Below are 17,481 nucleotides of genomic sequence, written 5' to 3'. Positions count from 1 at the left end.
CACCGCGGCCAGGTGCCGTCCCCGACCCGCGCTGAGCCCCCTCCGGCCCTCGTCGCGGAGGCCTCCGGCCTCCACTCCTCCGGCCGACACCGCGGCCAGGTGCCGTCCCCGACCCGCGCTGAGCCCCACCCGTGTCCCGGCCGGGGACCCTCCGGACCCCGCGACCAGTCCACTCCGGCTCAGGTGCCGTCCCCGACCCGGGCGCGGGGCTCTTCTCCGCTACTCGTCGAGGACGGGGCCGGCCTCGTGGTGGGGGTGGCCCTTGGTCCGCTCCCGCTGCTTCATCCGGGCCTCGAAGACGTGCCGGTCGCCGTCGGCGAGCTCCTGGCGCGCCCGCTCGTCGAAGGCGCGGAAGACCGACCAGTAGTTGGCGTCGTAGTCCTCGACGATCTGGAAGGTCCACCGGTCGGCGATGACGTTGCGGCCGACGAGGTCGCGGTCGAGGTCGTCGGCCAGCTCGGTGTGCCCGGCCTGCCGGAACAGCTCGACGGCGTCCTGCAGGAGCAGGTCGGCCTTCCCCGAGTGCTGGTGGAAGCCGTAGAGCTGGCCGCGGGCCTGCTCGATGGTCTCCAGGGCCTCGGAGAGCTTGCCGAGGCCCTCCACGGTGGTGTCGTCCAGCTCGGGCCGGCTGCGGTCGCTGCTCACCGCCTCATCCTGCGGGGCGGTGGGCGGCCCCGCCGGACGAGCCGCGGTGCGCCCGGGAGGCCGCCCGGGGGCTCAGCGCCCGGCGATCGCGGCCTCGATGAGCCGCTCGGCGAGCGTGCGGCCGTGCGCGGCCGGGCCGTCGGGGCCCAGCAGGCCCCCGGAGAGGTACATGCCGTCGATGATCAGGTGCACCTGGGCGGCGAGGTCCTCACCGGCGCCGGGCACGACCTGGTCGGCCAGGCGCTCCAGGCGCGCGTGCAGCTCGAACTTGTAGTCCGCCGCCGCGCTCCGGGCCGGGTGCTGCGGATCGTCGTACTCGCTGCTGACGTTGGTGAAGGGGCACCCGCGGAAGCCGGTGCGGGTCACGTCCCGCTCGACGGCGTCCACGACCGACAGCAGTGCGGCCTTCGGGTCGCCCTCGAGCCGCACCAGCTCGGCGTCGATGTAGGCCAGGACCGTCGCGGCCTTGCGGGCCAGGTAGGCGCCGACGAGGTCGTCCTTGCTCTTGAAGAGGCGGTAGACCGTCATCTTGCCCAGGCCGGTCTCGCGGACCAGCTCGTCCATCCCGACACTGCGGGAGCTGCGGGTGGCGAACAACCGCTCGGCGGTGTCCAGGACGATGGCCTGCCGCTCGGCCCGGCTCCGGCGCACGGGAGCCCTGTCATCAGTGGCGAGGGCGTCGTCGGCGGCGAGGGGGAGGGCGGCTGCGGTCACGCCCGGGATGCTGCCCCAGCCCGTGACGGATCAGTTCGCGGCACGCCGGTCTCCGTGCATGGTTGGTTGCAGTGAGTGACGAGAGGCGCCCGAGTAGGCCGGGACCCCGGGGATCGGTGGGACTCGTGTGACGATGCGTGACCGTCGAGCGACCACCGATCCCCCGTACGGGTCAGGCCCGGCGCACCCGGCGGGGGTTGGCCAGCAGCCGCGCCACGGGAACGGCTGAGGCCTGTTGGGCCTGCGACTCGTCGGCCTGGCGCTCGGTCGGGGTCTCGTCGGCTACTCGCATATCGCGCTGCGTGTCCTCCATGCCACCCAGCGTCCCCCGCGCGCCGGGTCGGGAAACAGACCCGAGGCGGTGAGTTGAAGCCGAAACGCTGAGAGATCGGTCACTCCCCGTGTCCGGCGCGGCTCAGCGGAGCGCCGCGACCAGGGGGTCCCACGGGTTCAGCCGGGAGGGTCCCGCGGGCACGCTGAACCGGTCCACCAGTCCCGCGAAGCGCGCCCGCACCTCCCGCCCGACGTCGGCGGGGCCGGCGACGACGGCGAAGGTGCCCAGCACCTCGTCGTCCACCAGGTCGCGCATCGCCGTCCACCGGTCCTCGCGGCGCCCGACCGACAGGGCGTGCAGCTCGTCGGCGAGCGCACCCCAGCCGTGCAGCTCCAACACCGGACGGTAGGCGGGCGTGCTGCCGTAGAAGGCGATCCGGGCACGGACGGCGGCGGCCGCGGCGGCCATCTCCGCCTCGGTGGCGCCCGTGACGACGAAACCGGGCAGGCAGACCGTGAGCTCCGCCCGGGACCGGCCGGCCGCGGCCAGGCCCTCCTCGAGGGCGGGCAGGGTCCGCTCGCGCAGGTACCGCGCGGTGCTGAAGGCGTGGGCGAGCAGGCCGTCGGCCACCTCCCCGGCCAGCCGGGTCATCGCGGGCCCGACCGCCGCCAGGTACACCGGCGGCCCGCCCCACTCGTGCGGTTCGGGGCTGAACACCGGGGTCATCAGGGTGTGCCGGTAGTGCTCGCCGCGGAAGTGCAGCCGGGTGCCCTCCTGCCAGGCCGACCAGATGGCCCGCAGCGCGGCGACGTACTCGCGCATGCGGGGCACCGGCGCGCTCCAGGGCATGGAGAACCGCCGCTCCACGTGCGCGCGCACCTGCGTGCCCAGCCCCAGCACGAACCGCCCGCGGGTGGCGCGCTGCAGGTCGTGGGCCGTCCCGGCCACCGTCATCGGCGAGCGAGCGAAGGCGACCGCGATCGCCGTCCCGACCTGCAGCCCGGTGGTGGCCCGGCCGGCGAGGAGCAGCGGCAGGAACGGGTCGTGGTCGGTCTCGGAGGTCCAGACGCCGCCGTAGCCCCGCTGCTCCAGCTCCCGGGCGAGCTCGGGGACGTCGTCGAGGTCGGCGGTCAGCGTGGCGTCGAGCAGCACGGCACCGGAGCCTCCCGCACCCCAGCTCCCGCCGCCAGCGAGGTCAGGGGGTGTCGGCGCCCTCGCCCGGCAGCTCCTCGCCCTCCGCGGGCTGGTCCGGCCGCGGCGTGCGCCCGGTGGTGCTCTCCTCGCCCGCCGGGTCCCCCTCGGCGCGCTCGGCACTGCGCGGCGGCCGGGCCGGGTCGGTCTGTGCGGGATCGGGCTGTGCGGCATCGGTCATGGCGGGTCCTCCTCGGTCGGTCTGCTCCCGGCTGTGCCCGGGGAGCGGGGGCGGAAACCGTTCCCCACCTGGGCGGCCGCCGGCAGCTGCGCGCGCAGGGCCGCCACCTCGGCGGGTCCGGGCAGGGCGCCCCGGGCGCCCCGCCCGGCGGTCGAGAGCGCGGCGGCGGTCACCGCGTCGGCGACCGCGTCGGCTGGCGTGGCACCCGCGGCGAGCGCGACCGCCAGGGCGCCGCAGAAGCAGTCGCCGGCCCCGGTGGTGTCGACCGCGCGGACGGGAGGGGGCGGCTGCAGCAGGGCGGGGCCGTCACCGGGCACGAGCAGGGCACCCCGCGCGCCGAGGGTCACCACGACGGTCGCCGTCCCCAGGCCGCCGGCCAGCGCGGCCAGGTCGGCAGGGGTCCGGTCGCCGGCTCCGGCGCCGGTCAACTGCAGCAGTTCGTGCTCGTTGGGGACGAGCACGTCGACCCGGCTCAGCAGGTCGGCCGGCAGCGGACGCGGCGGCGCCGGGGTGAGGACGACGGTGCCGTCCGCGGCCGCCGCTGCCGCGGTCACCGCGGCCAGCGGGACCTCGAGCTGGAGCAGCACCACCTCCGCCCGCCGCACCGGCGGCACGTCGACGTCACCCGGCCGCAGCTCGGCGTTGGCGCCGGGGACGACCACGATCAGGTTCTCCCCGCTGCCCTCCTCGACCGGGATGGTGGCGGTCCCGGTCGGGGTGCCCGGTGTGCGCCGCACGTGCCCGACGTCCACGCCGGCGTCGGTCAGCGCGGTCAGCTGCCGGTCCCCGGCGGGGTCCTCGCCCACCCGGCCCACCATCGCCACGCGGCCCGCGCCGGCCAGCCGCCCGGCGGCCGCGGCCTGGTTGGCCCCCTTGCCGCCCGGCGCCAGCACGGTGCCCTGGCCCACGACGGTCTCGCCGCGGCCGGGCAGCCGGTCGACCCGCACCAGCACGTCCTCGTTGAGGCTGCCGACGACGGTCACGGACACGCGGTCACCTCCTCCCGGCCGCGGTCAGCGCTCGGCCGACCGGCGGTGACGCAGGGGGAGTGCGTACCAGGCCACCGCGCCCACCAGCACGACGAAGCCGCACCCGACGACTGCCGGCCAGCGACCGAGGACGACGTCGAGGACCAGCAGGACCGCGCTGGCGATGCCCAGGAAGAGCAGGCCGAGGCCGATCAGCAGGGCGTGGTCGGCGAAGGCGACCAGCTCGGCCTTGCGCTGCCGACGGAACAGCGTGCGGTGGAAGGACACCGGGGCGATCAGCACCAGCGTCGCCGCCGCCGTGCTGAGCAGGGTCACCGAGTAGACGGTCGTGCCGAACGCCCCGAGGTCCTCGAAGCGGGCGGTGAAGGGCAGCGTCAACAGGAACGCGAAGAGGATCTGCACGCCGGTGATCGCCACCCGCATCTCCTGCAGCAGCTCGGCGAGGTTGCGGTCGAGCACCTCCTCCGGCGTCTGGCCGCGCAGCAGGGCGGTCCTGGCCACGTCCGTCCGTTTCCCCACCACGCCGCTGCGGTACCGCGCCGAGCAGGACCCGACACGCGGAGGCGACCCATGGGCAGCGAGGACCGCGACACGATCCGCCGGGAGTTCGGCGAGGCGGTGAACATGACGGCAGCCGAGCTCGAGCGGTGGCTGGAGACCGAGGAGTCGCAGTCGGTCGGGCAGAAGGACGGCGGGTCGGAGTCCACCGGCCACGCCTCCGGGCGCCGCATCGTCGAGCTGCTGCGGACGAAGGCGGACGACCTGACCGACGACGACCTCGCGCACATGCGGAAGGTGCACGGGTACGTCCAGCGGCACCTCGCCCAGGAGCCGAAGAAGGAGGACGTCGAGACCTCCAAGTGGCGCTACTCGCTGATGAACTGGGGGCACGACCCGCTCGGGAAGGGGTAGTGCATGCCCGCTCTGCGCCGGAACGACCCCGCCCAGTACGACCAGCTCGCCGACCAGTGGTGGGAGGCCGCCGGCGGCTTCGCGATGCTGCACTGGCTGGCCGCCTCCCGGGCCGAGCACATCCCGCCGGCGCCGAGCCCCGGCGCGGTCCTCGTGGACCTCGCCTGTGGCGGTGGGCTGATGGCCCCGCACGCGGCCCGGCTGGGCTACGTCCACGTCGGCGTCGACCTGGGACGCAGCTGCGTGGAGGTGGCGCGGGCGCACGGGGTCGTCGCGGTGCAGGGGTCGGTCACGGCGGTGCCCCTGGCCGACGGCTGCGCCGACGTTGTCGTGGCGGGGGAGATCCTCGAGCACGTCGAGGACGACGTCGCCGTGCTCGCCGAGTGCGCCCGGCTGCTGCGCCCCGGCGGGCGACTGGTCATCGACGCCCTCGCCGACACCCGCCTGGCCGAGCTGATCGCCGTCCGGATCGGCGAGCGGGTGCCCGGAGGGCCGCCGCCGGGGATCCACGACCCGCGCCTGTTCGTCGACCGCCGCCGGCTGCTGGCCGCCGCCGACCGGCTGGGCCTGGAGCTGCGCCTGGTCGGGCTGCGGCCCTCGCTGCGGGACACCGTCGCCTGGCGGCTGGGCCGGCGCGCAGGCGTCCGGATGAAGCCGCTGCCGACCACCGCCGTCCTGTTCGCCGGCTACGGGCACAGACGGTGAGGCGGCAGAGTGCGCAGGTCGCACGTACCGTTCGGGCCATGACGCCGAGCCCGCGCGCCGCTGAGGGGTCGTCGTGAGCAGCGCCGTCGTGACCGGCGCGGGGTCGGCCCTGCCGACGACGATCGAGCAGGAGGCCGTCTGGGACGGCTTCTTCGCCGACCACTACGCGGGCGTGCGCGCCGCCCGGCGGGTCTTCGCCGCCTCGGGCGTGCGCCGCCGGCACGCGGTGGCCAACCCGGTGGACGAGGACCTCAGCTCCTGGGGCACCGGCGCGCGCATGCAGCGCTACGTGCAGGAGGCCCTGCCGCTCGGCAAGCAGGCGGTCGCCGGCGCGCTGGACGCCGCCGGGCTCTCGCCGGGCGACGTCGGCCTGTTCGCCGTCGCCACCTGCACCGGCTACGCCACCCCTGGCCTGGACATCCGGCTCGCCAGCGACCTGGGCATGCCGCCGGGGCTGCAGCGGCTGCTGGTCGGGCACATGGGCTGCTACGCGGCCATCCCGGCCCTGGCCGCTGTCGGCGACTTCGTGACCGCCCGGTCCCGCCCGGCCGTCCTGCTCTGCTGCGAGCTGACCAGCCTGCACGTGCAGCCGGCGCAGGCCGACCTCGAGCAGGTCGTCGCGCACGCGCTGTTCTCCGACGCCGCGGCCGCCGTGGTCCTGGAGCCGGGTGCCACCCGCGGGCGCCGGCTGACGGGGGTGGTCGCCCGCACCGACCCGTCGACGGCGGACCACATGACCTGGGACGTCACCGACCTCGGCTTCCGCATGGGGCTCTCGCCGCGGGTCCCCGACGTGCTGTCCCGCCACGTGGGGGACGTCGTCGACGAGCTGCTGACCGGCGCCGGCCTGGGTCCCGAGGACGTCGCGGGCTGGGCGGTGCACCCGGGCGGCCCCCGCATCCTCGACGTCGTCCGCGACGAGCTGGGCCTGGCCGAGTCGCAGCTGGCCGCATCCCGCTCCGTCCTGGCCGACCACGGCAACTGCTCCTCGGCGACGGTGCTCCTGGTGCTCGAGGAGCTCGCCGACGTCGACGGCCCGGTGGTCGCGATGGCGTTCGGACCGGGCCTGACGCTGTACGCCGCGCTGCTGCTCCCGGCGTGAGGCCCGTCGCGGAGTGACGGCGTCCTCGCCAACCCCTACGCTGTGTGATCCAGGTCACGCTGTGGAGGGGGCAGCCGGGGTGGAGGCGGGGCAGTCGGGTATCCGGGTCTTCCTGGTGGACGACCACGAGGTCGTGCGCCGGGGAGTGGCCGAGCTCCTCGAGGAGGACCCCGGGATCAGCGTCGTCGGGGAGGCCGGGTCGGTCGCCGAGGCGCTGGCGCGGGTCCCCGCGGTCCGGCCCGACGTCGCCGTCGTCGACATGCGGCTGCCCGACGGGGACGGCGCCGAGGTCTGCCGCCGGCTCCGCGAGCGGGCGCCGGCCACCCGCAGCCTGGTGCTCACCAGCTACTCCGACGAGGAGGCGGTGGCGGCCGCGATGGCCGCCGGCGCCGCCGGGTACCTGCTCAAGCAGGTGCGCGGCTCCGCGCTGGTCTCGGCAGTCCGGACGGTGGCCGGCGGAGGGACGCTGTTCGGTCAGGACGCGGCCATGGCCGCGGCCGTGACCCGCGGTCGGCCGGCCGAGCGCGACCGCCGGCTCGCCGTCCTCACCGAGCAGGAGCGCACGGTGCTGCGGCTGATCGGCGAGGGCCTGACCAACCGGCAGATCGGGGCCCGGATGGGACTGGCCGAGAAGACGGTGAAGAACTACACCAGCCACCTGCTGGCCAAGCTGGGCCTGGAACGGCGCACGCAGGCCGCCATCCTCGCCACCGAGCTGCGCGACCGCTCCGGCCCCGGCGCCTGACCCGGGTCAGCCCTCCGGGCGCAGCGGGACCACCCACCGGATCTCGGTGCCGCGCGGCCCCGACGAGCTGGTCATCCGGCCGCCGTGCCGCTCGGCGCGGTCGGCGAGGTTGGTCAGCCCGCTGCGCACGGTCACCGAGGGCAGCCCGATCCCGTCGTCGGTGACCACGACCCGGATCTCGCCGTCGACGGTCACCGTCACGGTCACGCGGGTGGCGCGGGCGTGCTTGACCACGTTGGTCACCAGCTCGCGGATGACCGCCACCACGTCCGGGACCAGTGCCCGCGGCAGGTCCTCGACGTCCCCGCGCACCCGCACGTCCGGTCGCACGCCCTGTCCACCCGTGATCGACCGGACGACGTCGACGATGCGGGTGCGGGTGGCGTCGGGGGAGGTGTCGTCGGCCTCGTGCAGCTCGAAGATCGCCGAGCGGATGCGGGCGATGGTGCCGTCGAGCTCGTCGACCCGCTCGGCGATGCGGGCCGCCGCCTCCGGGTGGGTGCCCTCCAGCTGCCGGCTGATCCGGTCCAGGGCCAGCCCGGTGGCGAAGATCCGCTGGACGACGTGGTCGTGCAGGTCCCGGGCGATCCGGTCGCGGTCGGCCTCGACCTGCAGGCGGCGCTCGCGCTGCTGGCTGCGGGCCAGCTCGAGGGCGACGGTGGCCTGCGCGGCGAAGGCCGAGGCGAGGTCGAGCGTGGACGGCTCGAAGGGCTCCCGGCCGCGCAGCCGCATCGCGACGACCGTGCCCAGCGCCGGACGACCACCGAGCGGGACGATCAGCGTCGGGCCGTAGTGGACGGTGAGCTCACCGAGCACCGGGGCCCGCTGGTCGCCGGGTGCGGGCGTGCTCGCGTCGACGAGCAGCCGGGGGATCCCGGAGTGGTGTGCCGCGCCCAGCTGGCTGCCGGCCAGCGGGACCCGCACCCCCTCCACGTCGTCGCCGTCCAGCCCCACGGCGACCACCACGGTCAGCACGTCGTCGTCCTCCTGGCTCGGCACCAGGACGCCGGCGACGTCGGCCTCACCCAGGTCGGCGACCCGCTGGGCGATCGAGCGCAGCACGCTGCCGGGATCGGCACCGGAGAGCAGCGCCGTGGCGATCTCGCTGCCGGCCTGCGCCCAGCCCCGCCGGCGCTCGGCCCACTCCACCCGGCGGGCGTTCTCGATCGCCAGGCCGGCGGCCGCGGCCAGCGCCTGCACGGCCTCCTCGTGGACGGCGGTGAACGTCCCGGCGCCCCGCGCGAGGGTCAGGTACAGGTGGCCGTAGACGTCGTCGCCCACCCGCACCGGCATGCCGAGGAACGCCTGCATCGGCGGGTGGCCGGGCGGGAAGCCGACGGCCTCCGGGTGGGTGGTGAGGTCGTCGAGCCGCACCGGTCCGGTGCTGCCGGAGGGCAGACGCAGCACGCCCAGACCGCTGGGGAGCTGCCCGATGCGCTCGCGGTCGCTGTCGTCCATGCCGACGGCGACGAAGCTCTCGATCTCCGCGCCGTCGGGGCCGAGCACGCCGAACAGGCCGTACGTCGCGCCGGTGCGCTCGACCGCCGCGCGGACGATGGCGAGCAGGGTCGACTCGAGCCGGTCGCTGCGGGCCGCGGCGCGGACGCCGGCGGACAGGCCCGGGACCGCGACCGAGGGGGTCTCGGGGGCCTCGGCGGCGGGCGGGGTCACGGCCCGGCCGTCGGGGGGATCGGTGCGTGCGCTGGGATGCCGGCCTCCTGTCAGGCGCCGCGGGCGACGCGACGGACGTGGGGCCGCGGGACCGCGGGGCGCAGCAGGGTCTTGCCGTGGGCGCCGACGACGACGAGGTCCGCGCCGCGCGCGGCGCCGGTCAGGGCCTCGAAGACGGGACGCTCCAGCACCGCCGTCCGGGCGCGGCCGACCACGCCGGTCTCGGCGATGGCGCGCAGCACGTGCGCCTCCAGCCGCTCCTCGGCAGCCGTCCACTCCCGCCGGGTCGACCGGGTGAACGGGTCGGGACCGGCGTCGTCGAGCACGCACACCGCGACCACGGTCGCCTCGCGGCGAGCGGCCTCGCGCAGCGCCCACACGAGGGCGCCGTACCCCGAGGGCGTGCCGTCGACGTCGACGACCAGCCAGGGGTGCTGCCGTCGCGGCAGCAGCGGGGAGAGGCGGAGCGGCTCCACGCGCCGACCCTCCTCGGGCTCGTCGGGCACCGCGGCGAGGGGGGTGTCCGGACCCCGCCTCTCGGCGGGACGGTCCTCCTCCGGCCTGCCGCTGAAGCGGTGTCCATCGCTCATGGGTCGATCGTGGACCGGCTCCGCGAGGGGCGGCAGGGACCAAGGACCCAGGGACTTCGCAGGTCGTGACGCCACCGAGCCGTTCCGTATCGCTGATGAGCGTGTCATTGCAGAACGTGACGTACCGGGCACTCGTCCGCCGGTGCTCGACGGTCCGGCGCCGCGCCGGAGACCACGGTGGCGTCACGGTCGTCGTCCCGGTGCACCTCCGCCTGCAGGCCGGCTGCCGTGACGGCGGCCGCGGTGAGCGGCGCCTGGTCGCGGCTGGTCTCCACGAGCAGGACGCCTCCGGCCGCCAGCCAGCGCCGCGCGCCGGCCGCCACCCTGCGGTGGAGGCTGACGCCGTCCGGTCCGCCGTCCAGCGCGGTGCGGGGCTCGTGGTCGCGCGCCTCCGGGGGCATCAGCGCGATCGCCGCCGTCGGGACGTAGGGCGCGTTGACGGCGAGGACGTCCACCCGGCCGCGCAGGTCCCCGGGCAGGGCGTCGTAGAGGTCCCCCTGGTGCACGCGGCCCCCGGAGGGCGCCAGGTTCCGGCGCGCGCAGCGGACCGCTGCCGCGTCGACGTCGGCGGCGTGCACCTCGGGCCGGTCGAGGGCCGCGGCGATCGCGACGCCGACCGCACCCGTGCCGCAGCACAGGTCCACCACGACCGGGTCCGGGACGTCGCGCACCCGCGCCACCGCGAGGTCGACGAGCAGGCCGGTGCGGCGGCGGGGGACGAAGACCCCGGGCTCCACGGCGATGCGGTGCCCGCAGAACTCGACCGCGCCGAGCACCAGCTCGAGCGGTTCCCCGGCCACCCGGCGGGCGACCAGCGACTCCAGCTCGGCCGGGCCGGCCGCCGCGGCGAGCAGCAGGCCGGCCTCCTCCTCGGCGAAGACGCACCCGGCGGTGCGCAGCCGGGCGACGAGGGCGTCGACGATCTCCTGCGGCACGATGCCGGGAGGCTAACCGGGGAGGGAGCGGCGCCGGTCACCGGCGCCGGAGGCGGACCGGCCGGGCCGGTCGGGAGAGCGGGTGACGAGAATCGAACTCGCACTGTCAGCTTGGGAAGCTGATGTTCTGCCATTGAACTACACCCGCGAGGTGCGGTCCCGAGTCTAGCCGAGGCGGGCGGGCGAGGGGAGCAGGGTCCCCCGCAGGGGTCAGGCGGTGCGGATGACCACCGTCGTCCCGGCGGCGCTCGGGGTGGCGGTGACCTCGCCGACCGCGCTCATGAGCATCGAGCCGCGGCCGCGGTCCATGCTCGGCACCCGCTCCCGCCACCGGCCGTAGTCGCGCACGGCGATCTCCACCCGCCCGTCGACCACCTCCACCGCGACGTCGATGAACGGCTCGGTGGGCTCCTGGGCGTGCTCGAGGGCGTTGGTGGCCGCCTCGCAGGTGGCCAGCACCAGGTCGTAGGCGAGGTCCTCGTCGAGGCCGGCGTCGGTGAACAGCGCCGCCAGGCGGCGGCGCAGCGCCGGGATGGAGGAGGTCCGCGCCGGGAGGCGCCAGTGGTCGCGGACGCTGCGCCCGGACCCCCGTCCCGCCTGGGGGACGGAGGCCGGCGGGACCTCGCCGAGCGGCGGCCGCGGCGAGTGGGGCAGCGACGGGTCGGCCGGAGGCGGCGCCGCGACCCCGGCCGACCTCCCGGCCGCGCCGTCGAGGGCCCGGCCGGCGCGGGCGACCACGGCCCGGATCCGGCCCAGCAGCTCCGCGGACCGGAACGGCTTGGCCAGGTAGTCGTCGACACCGGCGTCGAAGCCCTCGACGGCGGCCTCCTGGCCCGCCCGCGCGGTGAGCATGACCACCGGGACGGCGCGGGTCGCCGGGTCGGCGCGCAGCGCCCGGAGCAGGCCGAACCCGTCCAGCCCGGGCATCATCACGTCGGTCACCACGACGTCGGGCCGCGCGGCCCGCACGCTCTCGAGGGCCGCGAGGCCGTCGGTCGCCGTCCGCACCGTCCACTGCGGGGCGAGCAGCCGGGTGAGGTAGGCCCGCATGTCGGCGTTGTCGTCGACGACCAGCACGCTCCCCGCGGAGGCGGCCGGGGCCTCCGCGCCGCTCCACTGCAGGTCGTCGTCCCACGGGGCCACCACGGCCCCGCTCGCGGCCGCCGAGGGGAGGGCGGGTGCGTCGGGCGCGGCGTCCGGCTCGCCGAAGGGCATGGTGACGGTGAAGGTGCTGCCGACGCCGGGCTCGCTGGTGACCGAGACCTCGCCACCGTGCAGGCCGACCAGCTCGCGGACCAGCGCGAGCCCGAGCCCGGTCCCCTCCCGGCTGCGGGCGGCGGAGCCGGTGACCCGGTGGAAGCGCTCGAACAGGTGCGGCAGCTCCCCGGCGGGGACGCCGACGCCGGTGTCGGCCACCTGCAGCACGAACCGGTCGCCGTCCGGCCGCAGGGTGACGTCGATGCCGCCGACGAAGGTGTACTTCACGGCGTTGGCGACCAGGTTGAGGACGACCTTCTCCCACATCCGCGGGTCGACGTGGGCGGGCCGGCCCAGCGGCGGGCAGTCGACGGTGAGCCGGAGGCCGGCCCGCTCCGCGGCCGCCCGCAGCACCCCGGCCAGCTCCGCGGTGTAGGTCGCGACGTCGGTCTCGACCCGGACCGCCGACGCCCGGCCGGCCTCGATGCTGACGAACTCCAGCAGGTCGTTGACCAGCCGCTGGAGCCGCTCCCCGTTGCGCTGCGCCAGCGTCAGCTGCTCCCGGACGGCGGCGGGCAGCGCCGCCCCGGACTGCTCCAGCGCGTCCGCGAGCGGGCCCAGCAGCAGGGACAGCGGGGTGCGCAGCTCGTGGCTGATGTTGGCGAAGAACGCCGTCTTGGCCCGGTCGAGCTCCGCGAGCGCCTCCGCGCGCGCCCGCTGCTCGGTGTAGGCCCGGGCGTTGACCACCGCGCCGGCGAACTGCCCGGCCAGCAGCTCGTGGAAGCTCCGGTACTCCTCGTCCAGCGCCCGGTTGGGGTTCACCCCGACGAGGAGCGCGCCGACCGGCTCGGTGCCGGCCCCGGCGACCAGCGGCAGGACGACGGCGTCGCGGACCGGGTCGCCCCACGGGCCGCCGGTCACCCCCAGCGGCGCGGCGCCGTCCGGCAGCAGCGCGTCGGTGCTCCCGACCTCGGCGGGCAGCAGGTCCGCGGCGCACCCGGCGGTGGCCGCGCGCCGCAGGCGGTCCCGGCCGGGGTCCTGCAGGTAGACGGCGGCGAACGGGACGTCCAGCGGGGCGCCGGCCAGTGCGGCGGTCATCGTGGCCACCGTGGCCAGCTCGTCCCCGAGCCGGCCGGCCGCCGTCGCGACGTCGTGCAGCAGCCGCTGCCGGCGCTCGGCGAGCACCTGGCGGGTGACCTCCGTGCACACCGCGTGCATGCCGGCGACCTCGCCCGCGTCGCCGTACGCGGGGGCGTGCGAGACGGTGAAGTAGGTCTCCTCGCGGTAGCCGGCGCGCTCCAGGAGCAGGAGCAGCTGCGGGATCCAGGACGGCTCGCGGGCGGCCATGGCGTGCTCGACGGGCTCCTGCAGGGCCGCCCAGCCCTCGGCGAGGGTGACCCGCAGGTCGTCGCCGATCGCACCGGGGTGCTTCGCGCCGATCAGCGTGGCGTAGGCGTCGTTGTAGAACTGCGTGTACCCGGGGCCCCAGGCCAGGATCATCGGGAACCGCGAGGCCAGCACGGTGCGGACGGCGTGCCGCAGGCTGGCCGGCCATCCCGCGACCGGTCCCACCGGCGTGGTGGACCAGTCGAAGGCGGCCATCAGCCGGCCGTTGCGGCCGCCGTCCCGGAAGAGCTCGGCGTCCCCGGGGCCGGGGAGGTGGTCGGCCACGCTCACGCGCCGGCACACCTCCGTTCGTCCTGGACGGTCGGGTTCCCGCGGCGGGGCCGCGGACCGGTCGCCCGGCCCGAGTCCGGCCGACCGGGAGGGAACGGTACCCCCGTGGTCAGCGGCGCATCTCGGCGAGGAAGCCGATCGCGTCCGAGCGCAGCCGCTCGGCCATCTGCGACAGGCCGGTGGTGTCGCCGTCGGCCGAGCCCAGCGACGCCGAGCCGTCGACGGCCGCGGCGATCCCGTCGACCAGGCCGTTCATCTCGGTGACCGTCGTCCCCACCTCGTGCATGACCGTGGCGACCTGCTCGCAGGCCTGCTGGATCTGCTCGACGTGGGCTGTGACCTGCTCGGTGGCGCGGGCGGTCTGGTCGGCGAGGTCCTTGACCTCGGAGGCGACGACGGCGAAGCCCTTGCCCGCCTCGCCGGCGCGGGCCGCCTCGATCGTGGCGTTCAGCGCCAGCAGCCGGGTCTGGGCCGCGATCGCGTCGATGAGCGCGACGACGTCCTTGATCTCGGCCGAGGAGCGGGTCAGCGAGTTCATCGTCCCCCGCGCGGTCCCGGTCTCGGCGCTGGCCGCCGAGGCGGCGGCGGTCAGGCCGGCGGCCGAGGCGCTCATCTCGGTCGAGGCGGTGGCCACCTGCTCGGACATCGCGAGGACGACGGCCTCGAACTCGTCGGCGAGCCGCAGCCGTGCGGTCTGCGCCTCGGTGACCCGCCCGGCGGTCTCCCGCATGGCGTCCCGCGCGGTGTTGATGTCCGTCGCGCCCTTGCGGTAGGCGCCGGCCAGTCCCGCGAGCAGCACCGAGCGGTGGAAGCGCCCCTGCGCGGCGGCGGTCAGGGCGGCCGAGGACTCCCGGACGAAGGCGTCGGAGACGTCGAGCATGGAGTTGACGCTGTGCTGCAGCGCCCGCAGTTCCGGGACGTCCTCCGACCCCGCCGTCGGCCGGCTGCGGGCCTCCAGGTCGCCGCGGGCGGCTGCCTGGCAGGTCGCGGTGAGCTCGCGGACGAACTCCCGGTAGACGGCGAGCTCCTCGGCGTCGTTGCGCCGGTCCGCACCGCGTGCGCGGAACCCCATGGTCAGCTCTCCTCCCGGCTGATGACCGACCAGATGAACTCCTCGTAGGAGCTGGCCCGCGCGGCGACGAGCTCGCCCAGCAGCCGGGACGACGCCGCGGCGGCGGCCTTCGCGGTCGGGTGGCGCCGCTCCTCGGCGAGCAGCTGCGCGTAGAGGGGGGTCACCTGGCGGATCGCTCCCGGGGACGGGCGCCGGCGGTTGGAGTGGTAGCCGACCACGCGGCCGTCGGGGCCGTAGGACGGCGTCACGTGCGCCAGCACCCAGTAGTGCGCGCCGTCGGAGGCGAGGTTGTTGATGTAGGCGAACAGCTCGCGGCCCTCCGCGAGGGTCGACCACAGCAGGGCGAACACCGCCCGGGGCATCTCGGGGTGCCGGATCAGGTTGTGCGGCTGCCCGATCACCTCGTCGAGCTCGTAGCCGCTGATCCGCAGGAAGACGTCGTTGGCGTAGGTGATGACCCCGCGCGGGTCGGTCTTGGAGACGATCAGCTCGTCGGGGCCGAAGGTGCGCTCCTCCCCGGTGGGCCGGGTGCCGCGGCCGGCGCCGCGGGTGCGAGGACCCGCCTGGGTGTCGAGCAACGGTCCTCCCGGATCCCGGACGATGAGGTCCCTGTTCCATCGGCAGGGCCGCCCCCGAGTGAAGCCGGGGTCGCGGGTGGCGGCGGACACGGGACGAAGGTCCTCGACCGGCGGAGGGCTCCCTCCCGGACGCGGGCGGACGGGCGCGCGGCGGGCGGTCCCTAGACTCCGCCGCATGCTGCTGTCCGACCGCGACATCACGGCTGCCATCGCCGAGGGGCGGCTCGGCATTGAGCCCTACGACAAGGGCCTGGTGCAGCCCTCGAGCATCGACGTCCGGCTGGACCGCTTCTTCCGGGTGTTCAACAACGCCCGGTACACCCACATCGACCCGGCGCAGCAGCAGGACGACCTGACCACCCTGGTCGAGCCGGAAGGCGACGAGCCGTTCGTGCTGCACCCCGGGGAGTTCGTGCTCGGCTCCACGCTCGAGGTCGTCACCATCCCCGACGACCTGGCCGCGCGGCTCGAGGGCAAGAGCTCCCTGGGCCGGCTGGGCCTGCTCACCCACTCCACGGCCGGCTTCGTCGACCCCGGCTTCTCCGGGCACATCACGCTGGAGCTGTCCAACGTCGCGAACCTGCCGATCACGCTGTGGCCGGGCATGAAGATCGGTCAGCTCTGCCTGTTCCGGCTGACCAGCCCGGCCGAGCACCCCTACGGGTCGGCGGTCTACGGCTCCCGCTACCAGGACCAGCGCGGCCCGACGCCGTCGCGGTCGTTCCGCAACTTCACCCGCGCGGAGACCCGGCGTCCGGCTCCTTGACGTGCACGGTGACCGGCGGTTCGGTGCCGACCACCTCGATGACGTCCCCGTGGTGGGCGTCGCACGCCCAACCGGGCACCTCGTCGTCCACGTAGCGCTGGCGGGTCGCCAGCCACCCGCTGCAGAGCAGCACCGCGACGCCGGTCAGGACGACGACGAACATGCCCGTGTAGCCGCCGGTGACCCCGCGGAGGACGCCGACCAGGATCGGGCCGCACCCCGCCAGCACGTACCCGCACCCCTGCGCGAAGGTCGAGAGCGCCGCGGTGGTCTCGGGCGTGCGCGCCCGGAGGCCGATCAGCGTGAGCACCATGGCGAAGCTGCCCAGGCCGAGGGCGAGCAGGGTCATCCACAACCAGGGCGCGGCCAGCGGCGCCACCATCAGCCCCACCCAGCCGGCCACGAGGAACACCACGAAGGTGACCAGCAGCGGTCGTTGCAGGCGCGGGCGCACCGTGAGGGTGGGGACGACCGCGTTGAGCGGGATGACGACCACGGTGTTGAGGCCCAGCAGCAGGCCGGCCGTCCCGGCGCTCAGCCCGGAGTCGCGCAGGTACTGCGCCCCCCACCCGATCACCACGTAGGCCTGCATCGACTGCGTGCCGAAGAAGACGGCCAGGGCGATCGCCATGCGGCTGCGCGCGAGGGACCGCATCCGCAGCGCGACGTGCGACGCTCGCGAGGCACCCGGCCGCGCGGGCACCGCCAGCCACGGCAGCGCCGCGACCACGGCGAAGACCGCCCAGACCCCCAGCGCCCACCGCCAGCCCTCGGCGCCCGCGGCGGCGGCCAGGGGGGCCGCGGTGACGGCGGCGACGGCCCCACCGACGGCCATCGACACGCTGTAGGCGCCCACGAGCAGGCCCGTGCGCGCCGGGAAGTGGCGCTTCACCAGGCTGGGCAGCAGCACGTTGCCGAGGGCGCCGCCGGCCATCGCCAGCACCGTGCCGACCAGGAACAGCCAGAACGCCCCGGAGGACGACCGCAGGACCAGCCCCGCCGCCATGGCCAGCAGGGCGCCGGCGAGCACGTGCCCGTCCCGGTAGCGGGCGGCCAGCGGGGGTCCGGCGAACCCGATCGCGGAGAAGCAGAGCACGGGCATGGTCGTGAGGAGCCCGGCCATCCCGCTGGAGATGCCCAGCCCCCGCTCGATCTCCTCGAGCACCGGTCCGATGCTGTTGACCGCCGTCCGCAGGTTGAAGCCCGTGAGCACGATCGCCGTCCCGATCAGCACCAGGCCGCGCCGGTGATCGGGAGCGGGCGGGGCGGTCGACGGGGCCGGGGCGGTGCGGGTCACCCGACGATGGTCCTCCTGTGGCGGAGGCGACTCACCGCCGGGTGGTTACCCCACGCAACGATCTCAGCGGGTGGGGCGGTCCACCGGCGGACTCGCGGGCCACGTCGGCGTGACGAGGTCGCCGGCCGGTGCCTGGACGGCGCCCGGGTAGTCGGCGAGGTTGGCACGGCCAGGTGCGCCGCGCCCGGGCACTGGGACGGTCACGACGTCCCCGGGCCGATCGGGGGGGGGGGGGGGGGG

19 protein-coding genes and 1 tRNA gene are annotated in these 17,481 nt (G+C 75.9%); 5 read left to right on the top strand and 15 right to left on the bottom strand.

The genetic code is table 11. From position 1 onward, the window contains the following. Positions 1 to 219: 219 nt before the first annotated feature. From ACI79I_RS24205 to ACI79I_RS24175, 7 genes are all read right to left on the bottom strand, one after another. A complete protein-coding gene (locus ACI79I_RS24205) occupies positions 220 to 645 on the bottom strand; it encodes a hypothetical protein (RefSeq protein WP_456995099.1) in 426 nt (141 codons plus the stop codon). A 72-nt stretch (positions 646 to 717) separates the two neighbouring features. Further along, the gene (locus ACI79I_RS24200) at positions 718 to 1,359 is read right to left on the bottom strand and encodes a TetR/AcrR family transcriptional regulator (protein ID WP_456995097.1); all 642 of its coding nucleotides are present in this window, start codon (positions 1,357 to 1,359) and stop codon (positions 718 to 720) included. 172 nt (positions 1,360 to 1,531) lie between these two features. After that, a complete protein-coding gene (locus ACI79I_RS24195) occupies positions 1,532 to 1,672 on the bottom strand; it encodes a hypothetical protein (protein WP_456947341.1) in 141 nt (46 codons plus the stop codon). A 102-nt stretch (positions 1,673 to 1,774) separates the two neighbouring features. Then, the gene (locus ACI79I_RS24190; RefSeq protein ID WP_456995095.1) at positions 1,775 to 2,785 is read right to left on the bottom strand and encodes a TIGR03617 family F420-dependent LLM class oxidoreductase; all 1,011 of its coding nucleotides are present in this window, start codon (positions 2,783 to 2,785) and stop codon (positions 1,775 to 1,777) included. A 43-nt stretch (positions 2,786 to 2,828) separates the two neighbouring features. Beyond that, entirely contained in the window at positions 2,829 to 3,005 is a 177-nt protein-coding gene (locus ACI79I_RS24185) for a hypothetical protein (protein ID WP_456995093.1), read from the bottom strand. Continuing rightward, on the bottom strand, positions 3,002 to 3,994 hold the full coding sequence (locus ACI79I_RS24180; protein ID WP_456995091.1) for a ribokinase: 993 nt from the start codon (positions 3,992 to 3,994) through the stop codon (positions 3,002 to 3,004). The genes ACI79I_RS24185 and ACI79I_RS24180 overlap by 4 nt, the downstream gene beginning before the upstream one ends. Before the next feature lie 24 nt (positions 3,995 to 4,018). Beyond that, the gene (locus tag ACI79I_RS24175; protein ID WP_456995089.1) at positions 4,019 to 4,495 is read right to left on the bottom strand and encodes a DUF6328 family protein; all 477 of its coding nucleotides are present in this window, start codon (positions 4,493 to 4,495) and stop codon (positions 4,019 to 4,021) included. Positions 4,496 to 4,564: 69 nt separating this feature from the next. Between ACI79I_RS24175 and ACI79I_RS24170 the strand changes: the two genes are divergently transcribed. The 4 genes from ACI79I_RS24170 to ACI79I_RS24155 all read left to right on the top strand — a co-directional run bounded on the left by ACI79I_RS24170 (position 4,565) and on the right by ACI79I_RS24155 (position 7,458). Then, positions 4,565 to 4,906 (top strand): DUF3140 domain-containing protein, encoded by a 342-nt coding sequence (locus tag ACI79I_RS24170; RefSeq protein ID WP_456995087.1) that lies wholly within the window; start codon positions 4,565 to 4,567, stop codon positions 4,904 to 4,906. A 3-nt stretch (positions 4,907 to 4,909) separates the two neighbouring features. Then, positions 4,910 to 5,611, top strand: a complete 702-nt coding sequence (locus ACI79I_RS24165; protein WP_456995085.1) for a methyltransferase domain-containing protein — start codon at positions 4,910 to 4,912, stop codon at positions 5,609 to 5,611. 73 nt (positions 5,612 to 5,684) lie between these two features. Then, on the top strand, positions 5,685 to 6,713 hold the full coding sequence (locus ACI79I_RS24160) for a type III polyketide synthase (protein ID WP_456995083.1): 1,029 nt from the start codon (positions 5,685 to 5,687) through the stop codon (positions 6,711 to 6,713). Between the two features lie 61 nt (positions 6,714 to 6,774). Next, positions 6,775 to 7,458 carry a response regulator gene (locus ACI79I_RS24155; protein ID WP_456995081.1) on the top strand — a complete coding sequence of 228 codons (684 nt, stop codon included), beginning with the start codon at positions 6,775 to 6,777 and terminating at the stop codon, positions 7,456 to 7,458. A 6-nt stretch (positions 7,459 to 7,464) separates the two neighbouring features. Here the strand turns inward: ACI79I_RS24155 and ACI79I_RS24150 are convergent, their stop codons facing one another. From ACI79I_RS24150 to ACI79I_RS24120, 7 genes are all read right to left on the bottom strand, one after another. Then, positions 7,465 to 9,129: a GAF domain-containing protein gene (locus ACI79I_RS24150; RefSeq protein WP_456995079.1), complete on the bottom strand. Its 1,665-nt coding sequence runs from the start codon at positions 9,127 to 9,129 to the stop codon at positions 7,465 to 7,467. 50 nt (positions 9,130 to 9,179) lie between these two features. After that, positions 9,180 to 9,719: a universal stress protein gene (locus tag ACI79I_RS24145; RefSeq protein ID WP_456995077.1), complete on the bottom strand. Its 540-nt coding sequence runs from the start codon at positions 9,717 to 9,719 to the stop codon at positions 9,180 to 9,182. A gap of 104 nt (positions 9,720 to 9,823) precedes the next feature. Then, positions 9,824 to 10,654, bottom strand: coding sequence for a putative protein N(5)-glutamine methyltransferase (locus tag ACI79I_RS24140; protein ID WP_456995075.1), 831 nt, complete (start codon positions 10,652 to 10,654; stop codon positions 9,824 to 9,826). 77 nt (positions 10,655 to 10,731) lie between these two features. Continuing rightward, positions 10,732 to 10,802 (bottom strand) — tRNA-Gly (locus tag ACI79I_RS24135). A gap of 62 nt (positions 10,803 to 10,864) precedes the next feature. After that, on the bottom strand, positions 10,865 to 13,528 hold the full coding sequence (locus ACI79I_RS24130) for an ATP-binding protein (RefSeq protein WP_456995073.1): 2,664 nt from the start codon (positions 13,526 to 13,528) through the stop codon (positions 10,865 to 10,867). A gap of 109 nt (positions 13,529 to 13,637) precedes the next feature. Next, complete coding sequence (locus ACI79I_RS24125) at positions 13,638 to 14,600, bottom strand: methyl-accepting chemotaxis protein (RefSeq protein ID WP_456995071.1); 963 nt, start codon at positions 14,598 to 14,600, stop codon at positions 13,638 to 13,640. A gap of 2 nt (positions 14,601 to 14,602) precedes the next feature. After that, the gene (locus tag ACI79I_RS24120) at positions 14,603 to 15,178 is read right to left on the bottom strand and encodes a PAS domain-containing protein (RefSeq protein WP_456995069.1); all 576 of its coding nucleotides are present in this window, start codon (positions 15,176 to 15,178) and stop codon (positions 14,603 to 14,605) included. A 175-nt stretch (positions 15,179 to 15,353) separates the two neighbouring features. Here ACI79I_RS24120 and dcd point away from each other — a divergent pair, with 175 nt between their 5' ends. Beyond that, complete coding sequence (dcd, locus tag ACI79I_RS24115) at positions 15,354 to 15,944, top strand: dCTP deaminase (protein WP_456995067.1); 591 nt, start codon at positions 15,354 to 15,356, stop codon at positions 15,942 to 15,944. Here dcd and ACI79I_RS24110 read toward each other — a convergent pair. Continuing rightward, the gene (locus tag ACI79I_RS24110; protein WP_456995065.1) at positions 15,910 to 17,241 is read right to left on the bottom strand and encodes an MFS transporter; all 1,332 of its coding nucleotides are present in this window, start codon (positions 17,239 to 17,241) and stop codon (positions 15,910 to 15,912) included. The two genes, dcd and ACI79I_RS24110, sit on opposite strands and share 35 nt — an antisense overlap. Between the last annotated feature and the right edge of the window lie 240 nt (positions 17,242 to 17,481).

This window comes from Geodermatophilus sp. SYSU D01105 (assembly GCF_054050095.1).
The sequence above is the reverse complement of the archived record's forward strand: the minus strand, read 5'-3'. Positions and strand labels throughout refer to the sequence as shown.

Bases quoted from the DNA above. Each gene is read 5' to 3' on its own strand.
- ACI79I_RS24195 (WP_456947341.1), bottom strand. From the start codon at position 1,672: ATGGAGGACACGCAGCGCGATATGCGAGTAGCCGACGAGACCCCGACC.
- ACI79I_RS24185 (WP_456995093.1), bottom strand. From the start codon at position 3,005: ATGACCGATGCCGCACAGCCCGATCCCGCACAGACCGACCCGGCCCGG.
- ACI79I_RS24170 (WP_456995087.1), top strand. From the start codon at position 4,565: ATGGGCAGCGAGGACCGCGACACGATCCGCCGGGAGTTCGGCGAGGCG.
- ACI79I_RS24165 (WP_456995085.1), top strand. From the start codon at position 4,910: ATGCCCGCTCTGCGCCGGAACGACCCCGCCCAGTACGACCAGCTCGCC.
- ACI79I_RS24145 (WP_456995077.1), bottom strand. From the start codon at position 9,719: ATGAGCGATGGACACCGCTTCAGCGGCAGGCCGGAGGAGGACCGTCCC.
- ACI79I_RS24125 (WP_456995071.1), bottom strand. From the start codon at position 14,600: ATGGGGTTCCGCGCACGCGGTGCGGACCGGCGCAACGACGCCGAGGAG.
- dcd (WP_456995067.1), top strand. From the start codon at position 15,354: ATGCTGCTGTCCGACCGCGACATCACGGCTGCCATCGCCGAGGGGCGG.